Below are 17,889 nucleotides of genomic sequence, written 5' to 3'. Positions count from 1 at the left end.
CTGGTTCGGGACGATGGGAAGCGTGACGTGGCCGGCGCGGCGATCGCACCGCGCGCGCCGACGTCCGATGCCGGCGATGGCGACGCGGCCCGCATCGCGTATCGCGTATCACGGATTCGCGGATTCGCGGATTCGCGCGTGGCGGCGGGCTTGCCGCATGTCGCGCCGGACATCGTTCGACGTGCGATCAGCTTAAGCGCTGACCCCGTCGCGGCGATGCTGAAATGGCCGGGCCGGACCGCAGCGAATGCCGAATTGCGGAGCGCGACCGGGGAAATGTGCCGAGCGGAAGGTTTCGTCGCGTCGGCGGAGCAGTGTGACGGAAAATCGGCGCTGCGACCTGCGACCTGCGACCTGCGACCTGCGACCTGCGACCTGCGACCTGCGACCCTCAACCCGCGACCTGCAACCCACGATCCACGATCCGCGACCCGCGACCCGCAACCCGCAACCCGCAACCCGCAACCCGCAACCCGCAACCCGCAACCCGCGACGCACGATGCCGGCGATCCGCGCCGGCCGCGCATCCGTTCGGGCCGGTCGAGCCCGCTTGCCGAATAGGGCTTCCCGCCGTCACGGCGCGCTCCATTGTTACACTTGCGTCAACTTTCCTCTGCTGAAGCCCGCCATGAAGCCCCAGCTTCTCGTGCTGATCCCGCTGCGCGACCACGCGCGCGCGCAAGTCGCCGACGCCTTCGACATCATCTACGCCCCCACGCCCGACGAGCGTCGCGACGCGATCGCCGAGCGCGGCGCCGCCGTGCGGGCCGTGCTGACGAACGGCACGGCCGGCCTGCTTGCCGACGAGATCGCGCGCCTGCCGAACCTCGAGTTCGTCGGCGCGCTGGGCGCCGGTTACGAAAACGTCGCGGTGGCCGACGCGCGCTCGCGCGGGATCGTCGTCGTCAACGGCGCGGGCACGAACGACGACTGCGTCGCCGATCACGCGTTCGCGCTGCTGCTCGCGGCGGTGCGCGAGGTCGCGAAGCTCGATGCGGCGTGCCGCGCGGGCGTGTGGCGCGACGCGCTGCCGATGCCGCCGAACGTCTGCGGCAAGCGGCTCGGAATCGTCGGGCTCGGCAACATCGGCGAGAAGATCGCCCGCCGCGCGGCGGGCTTCGATCTCGAGATCGGCTACCACAACCGCAAGCCGCGCGAAGGCGCCGCATTCCGCTATTTCGCGGCGCTCGACGCGCTCGCTCGCTGGGCGGATTTTCTGGTCGTCGCGACGCCGGGCGGCGCGGCGACGCGGCATCTGATCGACGCGCGCATCCTCGATGCGCTCGGCGAGCACGGGTTTCTCGTCAACGTGTCGCGCGGCAGCGTCGTCGACACGGCGGCGCTCGCCGACGCATTGCGCGAAGGCCGCGTCGCGGGTGCGGGGCTCGACGTCTACGAAGGGGAGCCGGAGCCGCCGCGCGCGCTGACGGCGCTCGACAACGTCGTGCTGACGCCGCACATGGGCGGCTGGTCGCCGGAGGCGCTCGACCGCTCGGTGCGGCAGTTCCTCGAGAACGCGGCGCGCCATTTCTCGGGGCGGCCGGTGCTGACGCCGATCTGACGAACGACCGTCCCGGCACGAACACACAAGGAGAAACGATGTCGACCTACACGGCCGAAGTGACGTGGCAGAAGCAGGAAAGCGAAGCGTTCACCGACAATCGCTACAGCCGCAAGCACGAATGGCGCTTCGACGGCGGCGTTCGCGTGCCGGCGTCGAGCTCGCCGCACGTGGTGCGCGTGCCGTTTTCCGATCCGGCGGCGGTCGATCCGGAAGAGGCGTTCGTCGCGGCGCTGTCGAGCTGCCACATGCTGTGGTTCCTGTCGCTCGCCGCGCAGAGGAAATTCGTCGTCACGGGCTATCGCGACGTGGCCGAAGGCACGATAGAAAAGAACGCCGACGGCAAGGAAGTGATGACGCGCATCGTGTTGAAGCCGCATGTGACGTTCGGCGGCGAGCGGGCGCCGACGCGCGAGGACGTCGACGCGCTGCACCACGCGGCGCATGAAGCGTGCTATCTCGCGAACTCGGTGAAGAGCGAGATCGGCGTCGAGGGGAGCTGGGCGCACGAGCACGCGCGCTGAGCGGCGCGCGGTTTCGGCGACGTTGCCGCGGCCTCCCGGGCGGCGCAACGGCGGGCGGCGACGCCGCGCGGCACGGCTCGCCGCCGCCCGCCGAACGGCGCATCCGCACCGCCGAAGGTTGCGGCCGTTGTGTCTGTCGCCTAATCTCCAGACATCATTTGCCTGCCGCGCCGGCGCGCGCCGGCATGGTCGACGCCGCCGGCGTCTTCATCCGGGCGGGCGGTGCGCCGCGGCCGGCATCGGCGAACGCGGCGGCCACGACAGACTGCTTCCGCCCGCGCGACGGGCGGCGCGCCGCCGCTCGCGCCCGGAACGCTTCGGAGCGCTCCGGAACGCGGCGGCGCGGTGCAGCAAGCTCGGCCTGCGGCCGCATTCTGCGATCGAGCTTATGAACGGCTTTCTGGCAACGACACCTCGGGGGAGTCGAGATGGCCTCGGGCATCAGGCGATTGGGGGAAAAAGCGTCGCGCTGGATCGACCTCGGCTTGTGGAGCGCCGCCGTGCTGCTGCTGTTGACGGCGGGCATCGGCGCGCTCGGCACGACGAACCTGTTCGACAGCGAGGCGGACGTCCACCGCGCCAACGAAGTGATTTCGGGGCTCGAACGGCTGCTGTCGCTCGCCCGCGACATGGAAACCGGGCAGCGCGGATACATCATCACCGGCAAGCCGGAATACCTGCAGCCTTACGAAGCGGCGCTGCCCGACATTCGCAAGCAGTTCGATTTCCTCGCGCCGCTCGTGCAGGACGAAGCGGTCCAGCGGCAGCGGCTCGCCGCGCTGCACACGCTGCTCGACAAGAAGCAGGATGAGCTCGCCTCGACGATCGCGCTTCGCAAGACCGTGGGTTTCGATGCGGCGCGCGCGGTCGTTTCGAACGATTCCGGCAAGATCTTCATGGATCAGGCGCGCGCGCTCGCCAACGACATGGAGGCGAGCGTCGAGCAACGATTGGTCGCCCTGCGCGAGCGCGCGAGAACGACACGCGACGTCGCCATCGCGGTGGGGCTCGCGTCCGGCCTGCTGACGCTCGCGGTGTGCCTGTCGTTCGGCTACATGATGCGCCGCCTGCTGCTCGTCGAGGCGAGCGCGGCCGACGATCTCTTCGAGCAGCGGGAATTGCTTCACGTCACGCTCGCGAGCATCGGCGACGGCGTCGTGGCGACCGACGTCGACGGCCGCGTCACGTTCTTCAACCGGGCCGCCGAGGAGATGACCGCGCTCGCCGGCGACGCCGTCGTCGGCCGGCCGATCGCCGAGGCGCTGACCTTCCGGCACGCATCGGCGCGACGCGCGATCGACAATCCGGCGCGCGTCGCGGTCGAGCGGCAACGCACCGCGACCCTGCCGGCTCACGCGCGGCTCGTCGGCCGCAACGGCGGCGAGCTGCCGGTCGACGGCAATGCCGCGCCCACTTTCGACGCGAACGGCAGGCTGATCGGCGCGGTGCTCGTCGTGCGCGACGTGTCGGAGCGTGAGCGGGCCGAGGAGCGATTCCGGCTCGCCGTCGAGGCCGCGCCGAACGCGATGATCATGGTGGGGCGCGAAGGCCGGATCGTGCTCGTCAATTCGCAAGCCGAAAGATTGTTCGGCTACGTGCGCGACGACATGATCGGACAGAACGTCGACATGCTGGTGCCGGAGCGTTTTCGTTCCGGGCATGCCGCCCATCGGAGCGCATTCTTCGGCAAGCCGGGCGCGCGGCCGATGGGCGCCGGGCGCGACCTGTACGGCCTGCGGCGCGACGGCGCCGAGTTCCCGGTCGAAATCGGGCTCAACCCGATCACGACGTCGGAAGGCACGTTCGTGCTCAGCTCGATCGCCGACATCACCGAGCGCAAGCGCTCGGAGCTCGAGCTGCGCCGCCGAAGCGAGGAGCTCGCGCGCTCGAATCAGGATCTCGAACAGTTTGCGTACGTGGCGTCACACGATCTCCAGGAGCCGTTGCGCGCGGTCGCGGGGCCGTTGCAGTTGCTGCAGCGCCGATATCAGGGGCAACTCGACGCGCGGGCCGACGAGTTCATCGGCCACGCGGTCGACGGCGCGACCCGAATGCAGGCGCTCATCGACGACCTGCTGAGCTATTCGCGCGTCGGGCGCCTGGAGGACGCGCGCCAGTCCGTCGACTGCGAGCGCGCGCTCGACGAGGCGCTCCGGAACCTGAGCGCCGCCGTCCGCGACGCCGGCGCGCGCATCAGTCACGACCGGCTGCCGGTCGTCCACGGCATCCCCGCGCAGGTCGTCCTTCTGTTCCAGAATCTGCTCGGAAACGCGATCAAGTTCCGCCGCAAGGATCGCACCGCGCATATCCATCTGGCGTCGGAAACGCGCGACGACGCGTGGGCGTTCCGGATCAGCGACAACGGCATCGGAATCGATCCTCAGTATTTCGAGCGCATCTTCCTGATCTTCCAGCGCCTGCATACGCGGCGCGAATATCCGGGAACGGGGCTCGGGCTCGCGCTTTGCAAGCGCATCGTCGAACACCATGGCGGCCGCATCTGGGTCGAGTCCGCGCCGGGGCAGGGAACGACGTTTTCGTTCACGCTGTCGCGGCCGGCCGCGGATGAAACGGGACGTCGATGAAACGCGATGAAACGCGCAATCCGAAGGAGGTGAGCGATGATGGCCGATGACGGAGGAAATCTCGTCGAGATCCTGCTGGTCGAGGACTCTCCGACCGACGTGATGATGACGAAGGAGGCGCTCGATTACTACAAGGTGCTCAATCCGCTGCAGGTCGTCGAGGACGGCGTCGAGGCGATGGCGTACCTGAGGCGCGAGGGGCGCTACGCGTCGGCGCGACGGCCGGGCCTCATCATTCTCGATCTCAATTTGCCGAAAATGAGCGGCCGCGAGGTTCTTCAGGAACTGAAGCGCGATCCGCGGCTCAGCACGATTCCGGTCGTGATCCTGACGACGTCGAAATCGGAAGAGGACATCGCGAGATCGTACGGACTGCATGCGAACTGCTACATCAGCAAGCCCGTCGATTTCGGCAAATTCACGGACGTCGTGCACAGCATCAACGAGTTCTGGCTCGGCGTGGTCACACTGCCGCCCGCGAAGCCATGAACGCATCGTCCAGAAACGTCGACATCCTGCTGGTGGAGGACAGCGAGACCGATGCGCTGCTGATCGGCGAAGCGCTGACCGACGTGACCGATTTCGAGCCGCGCGTGTCGAGCGCCGAGCTGCTGTCGACGGCGCTCGCGTCCGCGAAGCGCATGCATTACGACGTCGTCCTGCTCGATCTCGGCTTGCCCGACGCGCACGGGCTCGATACGTTCCGCCAATTTCACCGGCAGGTGCCCGACGTTCCCGTGCTCGTGCTGACGGGTCTCGACGATCTGTCGGTCGGGCTGCAGGCCATACAGGAGGGCGCGCAGGACTATCTGCTCAAGAAGCGGGTCGAGACGTCGCTGCTGAGCCGGGCGATACGCTATGCGATGGAGCGGCACCGTGTCGCCGCGGCGCTGTCGGCGAGCGAGGAGCGGTTTCAGCTCGCGGTCAGCGGCGCCAGCGCCGGGCTGTGGGACTGGAATCCGCAGACGGGCGCGATGTACGTGTCGCCGCACTTCAAGAAGATCATGGGCTACGACGACCACGAACTGCCCGACGAGATTACGGGGCACCGCGACGCGATTCACGCCGCCGACCTGAAGCGCGTGACCGACGCGCTGAAGGCGCACCTCGAGCATCGCGACACGTACGACGTCGAATACCGGGTGCGCACGCGCTGCGGCGATTTCCGATGGATTCAGTCGCGCGGGCAGGCGTTGTGGAACGGCGCGGGCGAGCCGTATCGGATGGTCGGCTGGATCATGGACGTCACCGACCGCAAGCGCGACGAAGACGCGCTGCGTGTGTCGCGCGAGGAGCTGCAACGCCTGTCGGCGCATATCCAGGGCATTCGCGAGGAAGAGAAAACGCGCATTGCGCGGGAATTGCACGACGATCTCGGGCAGCAGCTGACGGCGCTGAAGATGGCGGTCACTCAGGTCGAGGGCGAGTTGAAGGACGCGGGCTGGTCGTCGCGCGCGAGCCGCTTGCCGAACGTGTATGCGTTGATCAGCCAACTGCTGGATTCGGTGCGGCGGATCGCGGCGGACCTGCGCCCCGTGATGCTGGACGATCTCGGGCTGACTCCGGCGATCGAATGGCTGACACACGAGTTCGGCGTGCGGTATCGCATCCGGGTGGTGAGCCGCATCGAGGCCGACGACATCGCGTTCAGTCGCGACAGCGCGACCGAGGTGTTCCGCATCGTTCAGGAGGCGCTCACCAACGTCGCGCGACATTCGGAAGCGACCGAAGTCGAGCTCGACATCGTGCGCGACGAGCCGCACTGCATCGTGCGGATCGCCGACAACGGCCACGGCACGGCTCGCGAAACGCGTCCCAATCGTCATTCCCTCGGTCTGCTCGGCATGCGCGAGCGCGCCGCGCGGCTCGGCGGCGAAATCCGGATCGATACAGCGCCCGGCCGTGGATTCGCGTTGACGGCCACGCTGCCGCTGGCGGTGATCGAGGCGGCCGATCCGGGCTGAGCGGCGGCGTTTCTCGCGTTCATCAAGCGCATCGCGTGGCGCAGTGCGTCGCGCTGCGGACATGGGGCGCGTCGACGCGCGGTTTCCCGTCGACGATGCCGCCGCTTTTTTTGCGTTGCCGGACGGCGCGACCTGCAGGCTGGCGCATGATGCCCGCGTAGCAGCCCTGAACGAAGTGTCTTTGGCTTGCCGCGCGCGCGGCGCATCCGCGCAAGGGCGGCCGTGTGACGGCTTCGCATCCGGCGTCGCCGTCGATCGCTGCTGCGCGGGCCGAAGGCTGCGCATGTGCGTTCCCGCCGGAAAACGAAGCGCGCCGTCTCGCAACGGCCGGCGGCGACGCGCGTGCCGGCGTCGTCGCGCGAACGGGGCGGCCCATCAGTTCGCTGCCGCGCCGGCCGCGTCGCGCGCGTCGTCCGTCGACGCGAGCGCCTCGAGCGCCAAGCCTTTCGTCTCGATCCCCAGCGCGCCGACCGCCAGCGCGGCGACGACGAACGACAGCGCGCCGAGCGTGAACACGCCGCCTTGGCCGAAGAGCGGCAGCACGATGCCGACCACATACGGCCCGATCAGCGAGCCGACCCGGCCGATCGCCGACGCGAAGCCCGAACCCGTCGCGCGCGCGCCCGTGCCGTACAGCTCCGGCGTGTACGTGTAGAGCACCGCCCACATGCCGAACAGGAAGAACTGCATTGCGAGCCCGGTGCCGACGAGCAGCGTCACGCTGCTGCCGAACAGTGCGCTCTGTCCGTACACGTAAGCCATCGCGGCGCCGCCGACGAGCGACGCGATGCAGGTCGGCTTGCGTCCCCAGCGCTCGACGAGCCACGCCGCGCACAGGAAGCCGGGAATGCCGCCGAGCGAGATCAGCGCCGTATAGAACACCGATTGCGTGACGGCGAAGCCCGCCTGCTGCAGCAGCGCGCCGAGCCACGAGGTGAGGCCGTAGAAGCCGAGCAGCGCGAAGAACCACAGCAGCCAGACCATTGTCGTGCGACGGCGGTAGGCAGCGCTCCAGATCTCTCGCAACGCGCCGCGGCCACGCGCGGCGGCGGGCTCCGCGAGCCGCGACGGCGCAGGCAGGCTCGACACGCGCGCGGACTTCATCACCTTCGCCTCGACGCGCGCGAGCACGCGCTCGGCCTCGGCGAGCCGGCCGTGGTGCTCGAGCCAACGCGGCGATTCCGGCACGAGCCGGCGCACGACGAGCACGAACACGGCGGGCAGCGCGAGCAGCGCGAACACGGTGCGCCAGCCGAACAGCGGGAGCACGAAGTACGACACGATGCCGGCGGTGATGAAGCCGAGCGGCCAGAAGCCGTCCATCAGCGCGATCAGCCGGCCGCGCTTCGCGGCGGGAACGAATTCGGACAAGAGCGTTTGCGCGACCGGAAACTCCATGCCCATGCCGATTCCGAGCAGCACGCGATAGACGATCAGCGCGTCGACGTTCTGCGCGGTCGAGCAGAGGTACGACGCCGCGCCCCACAGCACCATGCTCCACTGGAACACGGGGCGCCGGCCGAAGCGGTCGGCGAGCAGGCCCGCGATTGCCGCACCGAGCACCATCCCGAAGAAGCTCGCGCTCGCGACGAGGCCGGCCGTCGCCGTCGATAGGCCGAACTCCTTCTTGATCGAGCCGAGCACGAAGGTCATCGTGCCGAGATCCACCGAGTCGAAGAAAAACGCGATCGCGATGATCACGAAGATGAGCTTGTGATAGCCGGAAAACGGCAATCGTTCGAGGCGGGCGGCGGCGCTGGCGCGCGTGGCGCTCGAAGGGGCGGCGAGGGCGGCTGGCATGGCGGTCTCTGGTGGTAACGCGGCCCCGGCGCGGGATGCGCGGGGCGCGCGGTTCGTTCAGTAGACTTGGCCATTATTCGCCGCCATAGAAGGAAAGCGGCATGCGGGTGGAACGGGCGCGCCATCGGCGGGGCGGCGCCGCGTTCGCGGCGACGCCGTCCGCCGAAGGCGGGCGCGCCGGCGCGTGACGCCGCCGGCGCGCCGCGCGGGCTTACGCGAGCGCTCGCCGCATCATGTGGTTCGCGCTCGACCGGTAGTCGGTCATCGACGACTGCAACTCGCGCAGGATCGCGTGCGCGCCGGCGTCGGCGGGCGCGTCGTGAAAGCGCGCGATCCACTGGCGAAGCCACAGCGGGCTCGCGGCCAGGTAGCGGCGAATCGAGTGGCCGTCGTCGAGCCGAGCATGGTCGTCGAGCAGGAACACGCCCGTCAGCCGCGCGACGATCTTGTCGTGCCGGCCTTCTTGCCAGACCGGCGTCGCGTGATCGTAGCGATAGTCGGCGGGCTGCGTGTGGACGAGACAATGCTGCAGCACGTCCGCATGCTCGCCCGGCTCGATCACGTAATGACGGCTCGTCGTGCCGGCGAGGCTGCGCACGTCGTTGAACGCGGTCACGTCGACGACCGACGTGCCGAGCCAGTCGAGGTGGATATCCGCGGCGGAGCCGAACGACACGAGCAGCGCGCGATCGAAGAACGCACGGAGCTCGTCGCCCGTGAGGCCGAGGCGCTCGCCGTCGTGGCACGCCTGCACGTCGAGCTGCTGCGCGGTCGCGATCCCCGAGCTGTGCGCGAAGCACTTGAGGAACGGCAACTGCTCGATCTGCTCCGCCTTGACGCGTCGCGCGCGCGAGCCGTCCTGATACAGCGGGAATCCCGCCGCGTCGCGGCGTACGAGCTGCTGTTCGGTGTACGCGAGCTTGGCAGGCTTGTCGACGAGGCGCGGCAAAATCAGGCGCTCGTAGATCAGTTGCGATTCCTGACTGAAGTAGATGCCCGCCGGGTCCGCGTTCAGCGCGAAGCGGTTGTGCAGCATGCTGGCTTCGATCACCGTTTCGCCGTCGTCGCGACGTCCCGAATGCGTGATCGCGAGCAGGCGCAGCGGCGTGTCGCGGCGCGCATGCTGCGAAGCATGCAATGTCGGATCGGCGGCGATCTGCGCGACGAAGCCATGGAACAGCTGAGCCATTCCGTTCGATAGCTTGAGGCCTAGCGGATAGTTGGTGGTCGGCGTGCTCGGCAACACGATCCAGTCGACGCTGTCGATCGCGGCCGGCAACTCGCCCGGCGCGATGTCGCGGCGCACGGGCGGCTCGCCCGCCGCGGCCGACGTTTCGAGCACGGTCCAGACCGGTCCGCACGCCTTGTGCGACGCGTTCGAGCGATCGCGCAACTCGAGCGTGAGCTCGCGCAACGCGTGGTAGAGCAGCGCCATCGTCGCGCTGTAGCGCGGGCTCTGGCGCAAGCCGAGATTCACGACGTTGCTGTAGTCGCTGTTGTATCGGCAAGGAATCCCGACCAGATATTCGAGGCAGCGCAGCGGCAGCGGCTTGAACTGGTCGACTCGCACGCTGTAACTCGCATCGTCGCGCGTCACGGTCTTGCCTGGGCGGGCGTAATCTTCGAGCGCGCGGTCGTACGCGTCGATCGAATAGCCGCGCGGCACGAGCAGCTCGCGCGCGAAATTCAGCGCTTGCGGGATCTGGATGTAGCGGGCGAGCAGATACTCGTGGTCCTCGTAGCGATCGAGCTCCTCGACGAACGAGCGAATCGTGACGCCGAAGCTGCGCGCGGCCGTCAGCACGTGTTCGGCGAGCGCGGCGGGATCGGTCGGCAGGGCTTGCGCGCTCGCAAGGTGCGACGCGAGCCGGTCTTCGATCTTGCGATACGTGTCGACGATCGGCCGCAGCGCATCGAGAATCGTATCGGCCGATACGAGACGCTCGTCCGCCGGATAGTGCGCGAGCGAGGCCTCCGCCTGGCGGAACAGCCCGACGTCGGGGCGCGACATGCCGAGCTCGTCGCGCAGCGTTTCGGCGTCGACGATGCCGATGCCGCGGCGCTCGAGCTCGAGCCGCAGCCAGCGGACCTGATCGCCCGTCCCGCATGCCTTGCGCACGCCGCCCGGCACACGCGCGTCGAAGACGTTCAGCGCATCCTCGAGGCCGACGCGGATGCCGTCGAGATCGAGTGCGATCGCCACGTCGACGAGCAACGCCTGGAACGGGCCAGGCAGCAGCAGCGAGATCTTGCACGACGGAAAGTTGTCGCGAAGCTTGTCGACGCTCGGGCGCAGTTGCGTGGCGGCGAGCTCGACGGCCTTCTCGTGCGCATCGTCGGTGCCCGCTTGCAGCAGCTTCGCGATCGCCTTGCGCGTGGGCACGTCGATCAGCGAATCGTCGCTCGTGTCGCCGCTGACGGGGTCGCGATGGTATTGGTCCACGGCGGCGACGAGCATGAACAGCACCGGAACGCCGGCCTTGACGAGCGGCGACTGATAGAGCGTGATCGAATTCTCGACGATCGTGTGGTTGAACACCTCGATCTCGGGCCGCACGCCGACGTCCGCGAAGTGGGCGAGCTGATCCGCGAGGAACGCGTTCGGATTGTCATAGCCGCCGCCTGCCTGGAACACGACAGGCCCGGGGCTGAACGACGCGACGTCGGGCGCGAGCTGCGCGTGGCCGTAGCGCTTCAGGTGCGCGCGCCGCAGCGGGCTTTGCGACGCGCGGCGGTCGCCGCGCGCGCTCGTCGACAGATTCAGGATCGCGGACGGCTCCAGGTCGAGCAGCGAGGGCACGATGCGATCGTAGTCCTCGAGCACGATGTGATTGCGCTGAGAGCCGACGCCGATCGGCGCGTTCAGCCCGGGAATCGCGAGCGTCGCCTGGTCGTCGGTCGCGCGCGTGTGCAGATGGACCACCGCCGCGCCTTCGCGGAGGGCCTCGCGCGATGCGTCGACGATGCCTTCCGCCGTGATCGGCAGAAAGGGCGAGCGCGCCTTGCCCGGCTGCCAGTAGCCGGCGTCGCATGTGCGCCAGCCGTGTTCGAACAGCGATTCGAGCACGGCCGCATTGTCGGCGCGAATCCGCTCGACGAAGTCCGGCGACAGATACGTGTGGATTCGATCGTGCGTCCAGGTCAGGCTGCCGTCTTCGGTGGCGGTCCAGCCGAACGTCGTGAGCTGCAGGACGATCTGCCGGGCCAGTTCGATCGACGACAGGCGCTCGAGCGTCGTGCGCGTGATCAACGGCGGCTGGGCGAGCGACGGCGAAGTCAGCGTGCGATGCCATACGTTGCCGTCCGGCGTCCAGCCGTTCCGGCGCAGTGCGTCCGGCGCGGTGGCCGATTCTTGCGCGCCTTCGTATTCGGTCAGATCGATCGGCGCATCGAAGCCGAATTCGCGCACGATGCCGCCCGTGGGCACGGCCTCCCATCCGTTGGCCTCGAGAGCCTTGGTCGTGGCCTCGCGCGTATCGGCGGGCAGCAGCTCGAGCAACGCATGCGGGATGAACTTCGGCTCCAGCGGATCGAGGAACTTCGGGACAGCGCCGACAGGGGCTGCAGTGATGTAGAAGGTCTTGACCATGATCGTCCTGAAATACGTTAGAAAGTGATCCTAAATAATTGAGATCGGATGCGACATTTCATGGTGCCGCTGAATCGCCGGGCCGGGTTGTGCCGCGTTTTGCCTCGGTCCGGGTCGTGAACGGCTCGTCCGCCTAAATGCGGAAGGCACCTCGCCGGTATGGCTGTAAGGTGCCTTGCAGACATCTTACAATAAAATTACGCTGATTTATAAAAATAATTATGAGTTGAATTTTTTGAAATTGAAATGAGCGTAATTTCGTTGATGTTAATTTATTCGATTCGTTTGTTTCGATTGGGGAGAATCGTGCGGCGCGCCTGATGTCATGGCTTGATGGGCGGGCGCTGGGGCTCCGTGGGCATTGGGCGCGGATTGCGCCGTTTCCTGATTCCGATATGGAGATAAAGCGGGGTTCGATATTTTTGTGAGCAATGTGAATCGATGGATGACTGAATTTGAATATTCAATGGATTCGATATCGATCGACAAACCATTTGGGCGGATGGATTCGGAGAATTTCTGTTTTTGTGAAATCGATATTTCAGTAAATTGCGTGCCGATTGCTTAATCGTTGCATCGAACGAACTGCAGTGCAGTGCGGTGCTGCGCTTGATCGTCGAGATGAGCCGGCAATCGATCGGCGCGGGCACAACGCTTGGACGGGCGCGCCGGCGGTCGCGGATTGCGTTTCGGGCAGGGGGCTTGATCGGCGCATTGCGCGGCAAGCGGTAATCGATCCGCGCCGCGCTGCTTTGTCGACCTAGCCGCCGGTGCGTGCGCTCAGCCCGCACTGATTGCGATCGCGCAGGGATGGATTCGAACGTGCGCGGCATGCGGGGCGGCCGGCGCGTCATCGATGCGCTCCTTGCCGATTCGGGGCGAGCGGCATGCGTCGCTCAGGCTATCGTGGGATTGGCGTCGGGAGGTCGCCCGTATCGACCGAAATCATGCGACATCGCACGGGTGATCCTCGAGAAGCGCCGGTTCCTCATTGTCGGCGCAGTATCGTTGTGGCCGGTGCGCGCATGGCACCGAACATGCGCGACGCAGGGCGGGGCGCAGGATTTGCCTGTCGGGTGCGCGTGCGTCGATCGAGCGAGCGGACAGTCGGTCGACCGGTCGTTTATTCGAGGCACGTGCGACATGCGGCACCGGTGGCCGCATCGAACGCGCTCGAAGTGTTCTCGCGCGTCGATGGCCACCGGTGCGGCATCCGCCGAACGAGCCTACGCGGTGGCGGGCGCTCGGGCAGGCTTGCCGCCGCGCGCAGGCGCGCCGTTCGCGACGTAGTACCGCACGTTCGCGCGTTCGAGCGGCTCGCGCTTGCGGATCTTGTCGGCGATCTTCTCGGCGATCATGATCGTCGGCGCGTTCAGGTTGCCGGTCGTGATGATCGGCATGATCGACGCATCGACGACGCGCAGCCCCTCGAGCCCATGCACGCGGCCTTCGTCGTCGACGACGGCCGTGTCGTCGAAGCCCATCTTGCACGAGCAGGACGGATGGAACGCCGTTTCCGCGCGGGCGCGCACGAATGCATCGAGGTCGTTGTCGCTCTTCAGATCGATGCCCGGATTCAGCTCGCGGCCGCGGAAGCGGTCGAGTGCCGGCTGGCGCATGATCTCGCGCGTCGCGCGGATCGCATCGCGGAATTCGCGCCAGTCGAGCGCTTCCGACATGTAGTTGAACAGAATGCTCGGATGCGCGTTCGGATCGCGCGAGCGCAGCTTCACGCGGCCGCGGCTCGGCGAACGCATCGAGCCGACGTGCGCCTGGAAGCCGTGCATCTCGATCGCGTTCGAGCCGTTGTAATTGATCGCGACGGGTAGGAAGTGATACTGGATGTTCGGCCACCGGTCGTCGTCGCGCGTGCGGATGAAGCCGCCCGCTTCGAAGTGGTTGCTCGCGCCGAGGCCCGTGCCGTTGATCATCCACTCAAGGCCGATCTTCGGCTGGTTCCACCACTTGAGCGCCGGATATAGCGACACCGGCTCCTTGCATTCGTACTGGATGTACATCTCCAGGTGATCCTGCAGATTGCGGCCGACGCCGGGCAGATCGAGCACGATGGGAATGTCGAGCTCACGCAGCCATTCGCCGGGGCCGACGCCCGAGCGCTGCAGCAGTTGCGGCGACGCGATCGCGCCGCTGCACACGAGCACTTCGCGGCGCGCATGCGCGGTGACGCGCTCGTTGCCGTGCAGGAACGCGACGCCCGTCGCGCGCTTGCCGGAGAACAGAATGCGATCGGCAAGCGCATGCGTGACGATCTCGAGATTCGGGCGTGGGCGCGCCTGGTCGAGATAGCCGCGCGCGGTCGATGCGCGGCGGCCTCGCGGCGTGACCGTGCGGTCCATCGGGCCGAAGCCTTCCTGCTGATAGCCGTTGAGGTCGTCGGTGCGCGGATAGCCGGCCTGCACGCCGGCCTCGACCATCGCCTCGAAAAGCGGATTCACGCCGGGCTTGCTCGTCGTCACGGACACCGGGCCGTCGCCGCCGTGATAGTCGTTCGGGCCGACGTCGCGCGTCTCGGCCTTCCTGAAGTACGGCAGGCAGTCGAGGTACGACCAGTCTTCGAGGCCCTTGTGGGTCGACCAGTTGTCGTAGTCGAGCGCGTTGCCGCGGATGTAGCACATTCCGTTGATCAGCGACGAGCCGCCGAGGCCCTTGCCGCGGCCGCACTCCATCCGCCGATGATTCATGTGCGGCTCGGGATCGGTTTCGTATGCCCAGTTGTAGCGGCGGCCCTGCAGCGGGTAGGCGAGCGCCGCCGGCATCTGCGTGCGGAAGTCGAGCCGGTAGTCGGGGCCGCCCGCCTCGAGGAGCAGCACGGTGACGTCCGGGTCCTCGGTGAGGCGCGTCGCGAGCACGTTGCCCGCTGAGCCCGCGCCGCAGATGATGTAATCGAATTCGCGCGTCGTCATCGTTGCGTTCTCCTCAATGCTTAGAACACCGGTTGATAGCGGCCGAGCTCGACCTGCACCGATTTGATTCGAGTGTAGTGCTCGAGCGTCGTGATGCCGTTCTCGCGTCCGACACCGGATTGCTTGTAGCCGCCAACGGGCATCTCGGCGGGCGATTCGCCCCACGTGTTGATCCAGCAGATGCCGGCTTCGAGGCGATGGATCGCGCGGTGCGCGCGAGACAGGTTCTCGGTGACGACGCCCGCCGCGAGGCCGTATTCGGTCGCGTTCGCGCGCGCGATCGCCTCGTCTTCCGTCTCGAACGACAGAATGCTCATCACCGGGCCGAAGATTTCTTCGCGAACGATCTTCATGTCGTCGCGGCAATCGCCGAACACGGTCGGCGCGACGTACTGGCCGCTCGCGAAGTGGTCGTGCGCGAGGCGCGCGCCACCCGCGAGCAGCTTCGCGCCTTCGGTTTTGCCGCTCTCGATGTAGCCGAGCACCTTGTCGAGTTGCGCGGCGCTCGCGAGCGGGCCGAAATTCGTGTCGGGGTCCGAAGGTTTGCCGACGCGGATTCGCGCGACGCGTTCGAGCACGCGCTGCACGAACGCCTCTTTCACCGCTTGCTGCACGAACACGCGCGTGCCGTTCGTGCACACCTGCCCCGCACTGAAGAAGTTCGCGGTGACGGCGATGTCGGCCGCGCGGTCGAGCTCGGCGTCGTCGAACACGATGAGCGGCGACTTGCCGCCCAGCTCCATCGTCACCTCCTTCAGCGACGAAGCGCCTGCGAGCGACATCACTTTCTTGCCGGTCTCGACGCCGCCCGTGAACGACACCTTCGCGATCCCCGGATGCGCGGTAAGCAGCGCGCCGACCGAGCCGTCGCCCTGCACGACGTTGAACACGCCGGCGGGCACGCCCGCTTCGGTATAGATCTCGGCGAGCTTGAGCGCGGACAGCGGCGTGACTTCGCTCGGCTTGAAGATCATCGCGTTGCCGGCGGCGAGCGCGGGCGCGCTCTTCCAGCACGCGATCTGGATCGGATAGTTCCACGCGCCGATGCCCGCGCATACGCCGAGCGGCTCGCGCCGCGTGTAGACGAACGATTCCGGACGCAGCGGCACTTGCAGGCCTTCGATCGCGGTCGCGAGGCCCGCGTAGTACTCGATCACGTCGGCGCCCGTGACGATGTCGACGGCGCGCGTTTCGGCGATCGGCTTGCCGGTGTCGCGCATTTCGAGCTCGGCGAGTTCGTCGTTGTGCTCGCGCAGCAGTTCGACCGCGCGGCGCAGGATGCGCGAGCGCTGCATCGCGGTCATCGCCGCCCATTCGCGCTGGCCTTCGCGCGCGGACGCGACCGCGCGCTCGACGTCGTCGGCGCTCGCTTGCTGAACGCTTGCTAGCAGTTCGCCCGTCGCCGGATCGAACGTGTCGAACGTCTTGCCGCTCGTGGCGTCGGCGTAGGCGCCGGCGATGTAAAGGCGTTGCAGGCCGTATACGGACATAAGGATCTCCTTGAGTGGGCGAGGGTGCGTGGCGCGTCAGGCGCGCGGCGCGAGCAACAGGTCGATGTAATCGTTGGCGAGCTTCAGGGCTGCCTCGGTGTCGAACGGTTCGCCCGCGAGCGCGCCGCGCAGCCACAGGCCGTCGATCAGCGCGGCGAGGCCGCTTGCGGCCTCGCGGGCTCGCGCGCGGGGCCGCGTCTTTGCGAACTCCGCGCACAGATTCGAATAGAGCCGCCGCGTGTTGACGCGCTGCAGGCGTTTCAACGTCGGCTCGTGCATGCTCTGCGACCAGAACGCGAGCCAGGTCTTCATCACGGGCGCGCTGATTTGCGTGCCGTCGAAGTTGGCCGCGACGACGGCACGCAGCCGCGCGCGCGGCTCACCACCGGAGGCCGCGGCGCGATGGCGCGCGGTCGCGGCCCACAGGTCGCGCAGCACGTGGCGCATCGTTGCTTCGAGCAGGCCGTCCTTGTCGCCGAAGTAATGGCTGACGATGCCCGTCGAGATGTTCGCGCGCTGAGCGACGGATGCGAGCGTCGTGCCGGGCAGGCCGGCCTCGTCGATGGAGCGGAGCGTCGCGTCGATCAATTGGGCGCGACGGATCTCGCGCATTCCGAGTTTGGGCATCGCGGGGCCTTTGTGCGCGAGGCGGGTGAGCGAAGCCGAAAGGATAGCGGTTTTTTATTGAACGTTCAATCAATAAAAATATGTGGGGATCGACCGATGCGGTGGAACGCTCGAGGTGGGTGGGGGCTTTTTGCTCGCGTCGGCCGCCGGCGTGCGCGTGCCGCATCGGTGCGCAGTTAATCCGCGCATTGGTGAAAGTGAATTGGAAGATTGATGAGAATGTTTAAAACGTTTCAATCGGCAATTCGTGTATTACGGGTTCGTGTTATAGGCGGGGCGTTAATGCCAATAAGTATGAAGTTAAATATCCGTTTTGGTGCGCGACTGTCATCGGATGGGTATTGCGAAAGCGGAAGGGTGATGCGATCGCGATGTCGGGATTGGAGATTTCGCGCTTCGGCGGGTATTGATTCGGATGGGTGGGGTATCCGGGGCGGGCGCGCGAGGATCGGTTCCGGAGGGGTGTGTGACGGGCGTCTCGGTCGATGCCGTCGTGATGCGTTCTATATCACAGAAAATATTTCGGGGCGATGAAGGGGTTAATCGGATCAGGGATTTTAGAATGATTTGTTAAATGTACGGAAGGATACATTGATGAGTTTTTTGAGGCAAAACATTAAAAGTAGTTGAGGAGGTTGTATTCAGCGTATTAGTATTAACACCGCAAAAGCGCAAGCCGCCGCGCGACGGTTGAGAAAGCGGAATGGCGATGGGAAGCGGTAATCCTCAAGAGGCGTCATGCGAGATAGAGGCGCTGGAGACCACGGGCTAAAGGGAGCGGGGGAACCGCGACAGGCCCGGGGAGGCGTATTGCCTGTTGCGAAT

Annotated in this window: 12 protein-coding genes; 6 read left to right on the top strand and 6 right to left on the bottom strand. The window is 66.9% G+C overall.

Going from position 1 to position 17,889, the window contains the following annotated elements; translation table 11 throughout:
* Positions 1-27: 27 nt before the first annotated feature.
* From X946_RS35285 to X946_RS23675, 3 genes are all read left to right on the top strand, one after another.
* Positions 28-561, top strand: a complete 534-nt coding sequence (locus X946_RS35285; RefSeq protein ID WP_161788691.1) for a hypothetical protein — start codon at positions 28-30, stop codon at positions 559-561.
* A 67-nt stretch (positions 562-628) separates the two neighbouring features.
* A complete protein-coding gene (locus tag X946_RS23680; protein ID WP_038752867.1) occupies positions 629-1,561 on the top strand; it encodes a 2-hydroxyacid dehydrogenase in 933 nt (310 codons plus the stop codon).
* 38 nt (positions 1,562-1,599) lie between these two features.
* Positions 1,600-2,085 carry an OsmC family protein gene (locus X946_RS23675; RefSeq protein ID WP_038752865.1) on the top strand — a complete coding sequence of 162 codons (486 nt, stop codon included), beginning with the start codon at positions 1,600-1,602 and terminating at the stop codon, positions 2,083-2,085.
* Between the two features lie 154 nt (positions 2,086-2,239).
* On the opposite strand, the gene X946_RS35525 is transcribed toward X946_RS23675, so the two are convergent.
* Positions 2,240-2,611 carry a hypothetical protein gene (locus X946_RS35525; RefSeq protein WP_162483271.1) on the bottom strand — a complete coding sequence of 124 codons (372 nt, stop codon included), beginning with the start codon at positions 2,609-2,611 and terminating at the stop codon, positions 2,240-2,242.
* On the opposite strand from X946_RS35525, the gene X946_RS23665 reads away from it, so the two are divergent.
* From X946_RS23665 to X946_RS23655, 3 genes are read left to right on the top strand one after another with little or no spacing between them, the layout of a single operon-like run.
* Positions 2,514-4,670: a sensor histidine kinase gene (locus tag X946_RS23665; protein WP_038752861.1), complete on the top strand. Its 2,157-nt coding sequence runs from the start codon at positions 2,514-2,516 to the stop codon at positions 4,668-4,670. The two genes, X946_RS35525 and X946_RS23665, sit on opposite strands and share 98 nt — an antisense overlap.
* Before the next feature lie 36 nt (positions 4,671-4,706).
* The gene (locus X946_RS23660) at positions 4,707-5,159 is read left to right on the top strand and encodes a response regulator (RefSeq protein ID WP_038752859.1); all 453 of its coding nucleotides are present in this window, start codon (positions 4,707-4,709) and stop codon (positions 5,157-5,159) included.
* On the top strand, positions 5,156-6,634 hold the full coding sequence (locus tag X946_RS23655; RefSeq protein WP_038752857.1) for a hybrid sensor histidine kinase/response regulator: 1,479 nt from the start codon (positions 5,156-5,158) through the stop codon (positions 6,632-6,634). The genes X946_RS23660 and X946_RS23655 overlap by 4 nt, the downstream gene beginning before the upstream one ends.
* A 375-nt stretch (positions 6,635-7,009) precedes the next feature.
* Here the strand turns inward: X946_RS23655 and X946_RS23650 are convergent, their stop codons facing one another.
* The 5 genes from X946_RS23650 to betI form a co-directional block, all read right to left on the bottom strand.
* The gene (locus X946_RS23650) at positions 7,010-8,434 is read right to left on the bottom strand and encodes an MFS transporter (RefSeq protein WP_038752855.1); all 1,425 of its coding nucleotides are present in this window, start codon (positions 8,432-8,434) and stop codon (positions 7,010-7,012) included.
* 211 nt (positions 8,435-8,645) lie between these two features.
* The gene (locus tag X946_RS23645; protein WP_038752853.1) at positions 8,646-12,023 is read right to left on the bottom strand and encodes a 3-keto-5-aminohexanoate cleavage protein; all 3,378 of its coding nucleotides are present in this window, start codon (positions 12,021-12,023) and stop codon (positions 8,646-8,648) included.
* A 1,226-nt stretch (positions 12,024-13,249) separates the two neighbouring features.
* Positions 13,250-14,947 carry a choline dehydrogenase gene (gene betA, locus X946_RS23640; protein WP_038752852.1) on the bottom strand — a complete coding sequence of 566 codons (1,698 nt, stop codon included), beginning with the start codon at positions 14,945-14,947 and terminating at the stop codon, positions 13,250-13,252.
* A gap of 20 nt (positions 14,948-14,967) precedes the next feature.
* Positions 14,968-16,437 (bottom strand): betaine-aldehyde dehydrogenase, encoded by a 1,470-nt coding sequence (gene betB, locus X946_RS23635; RefSeq protein WP_038752850.1) that lies wholly within the window; start codon positions 16,435-16,437, stop codon positions 14,968-14,970.
* A gap of 36 nt (positions 16,438-16,473) precedes the next feature.
* On the bottom strand, positions 16,474-17,064 hold the full coding sequence (gene betI / locus X946_RS23630; RefSeq protein ID WP_038752849.1) for a transcriptional regulator BetI: 591 nt from the start codon (positions 17,062-17,064) through the stop codon (positions 16,474-16,476).
* Positions 17,065-17,889: the final 825 nt, after the last annotated feature.

The organism is Burkholderia sp. ABCPW 111, assembly GCF_000773065.1.
In the GTDB taxonomy this organism is placed as follows: domain Bacteria; phylum Pseudomonadota; class Gammaproteobacteria; order Burkholderiales; family Burkholderiaceae; genus Burkholderia; species Burkholderia savannae.
This window is presented reverse-complemented; position numbering and strand designations above follow the sequence as displayed.

Excerpts from the sequence above, each read along its gene's own strand:
- X946_RS23680 (WP_038752867.1), top strand. The coding sequence starts at position 629 with ATGAAGCCCCAGCTTCTCGTGCTGATCCCGCTGCGCGACCACGCGCGC.
- X946_RS23675 (WP_038752865.1), top strand. The coding sequence starts at position 1,600 with ATGTCGACCTACACGGCCGAAGTGACGTGGCAGAAGCAGGAAAGCGAA.
- X946_RS23665 (WP_038752861.1), top strand. The coding sequence starts at position 2,514 with ATGGCCTCGGGCATCAGGCGATTGGGGGAAAAAGCGTCGCGCTGGATC.
- X946_RS35525 (WP_162483271.1), bottom strand. The coding sequence starts at position 2,611 with ATGCCCGCCGTCAACAGCAGCAGCACGGCGGCGCTCCACAAGCCGAGG.
- X946_RS23660 (WP_038752859.1), top strand. The coding sequence starts at position 4,707 with ATGATGGCCGATGACGGAGGAAATCTCGTCGAGATCCTGCTGGTCGAG.
- X946_RS23655 (WP_038752857.1), top strand. The coding sequence starts at position 5,156 with ATGAACGCATCGTCCAGAAACGTCGACATCCTGCTGGTGGAGGACAGC.
- X946_RS23650 (WP_038752855.1), bottom strand. The coding sequence starts at position 8,434 with ATGCCAGCCGCCCTCGCCGCCCCTTCGAGCGCCACGCGCGCCAGCGCC.
- X946_RS23645 (WP_038752853.1), bottom strand. The coding sequence starts at position 12,023 with ATGGTCAAGACCTTCTACATCACTGCAGCCCCTGTCGGCGCTGTCCCG.
- betA (WP_038752852.1), bottom strand. The coding sequence starts at position 14,947 with ATGACGACGCGCGAATTCGATTACATCATCTGCGGCGCGGGCTCAGCG.
- betB (WP_038752850.1), bottom strand. The coding sequence starts at position 16,437 with ATGTCCGTATACGGCCTGCAACGCCTTTACATCGCCGGCGCCTACGCC.
- betI (WP_038752849.1), bottom strand. The coding sequence starts at position 17,064 with ATGCCCAAACTCGGAATGCGCGAGATCCGTCGCGCCCAATTGATCGAC.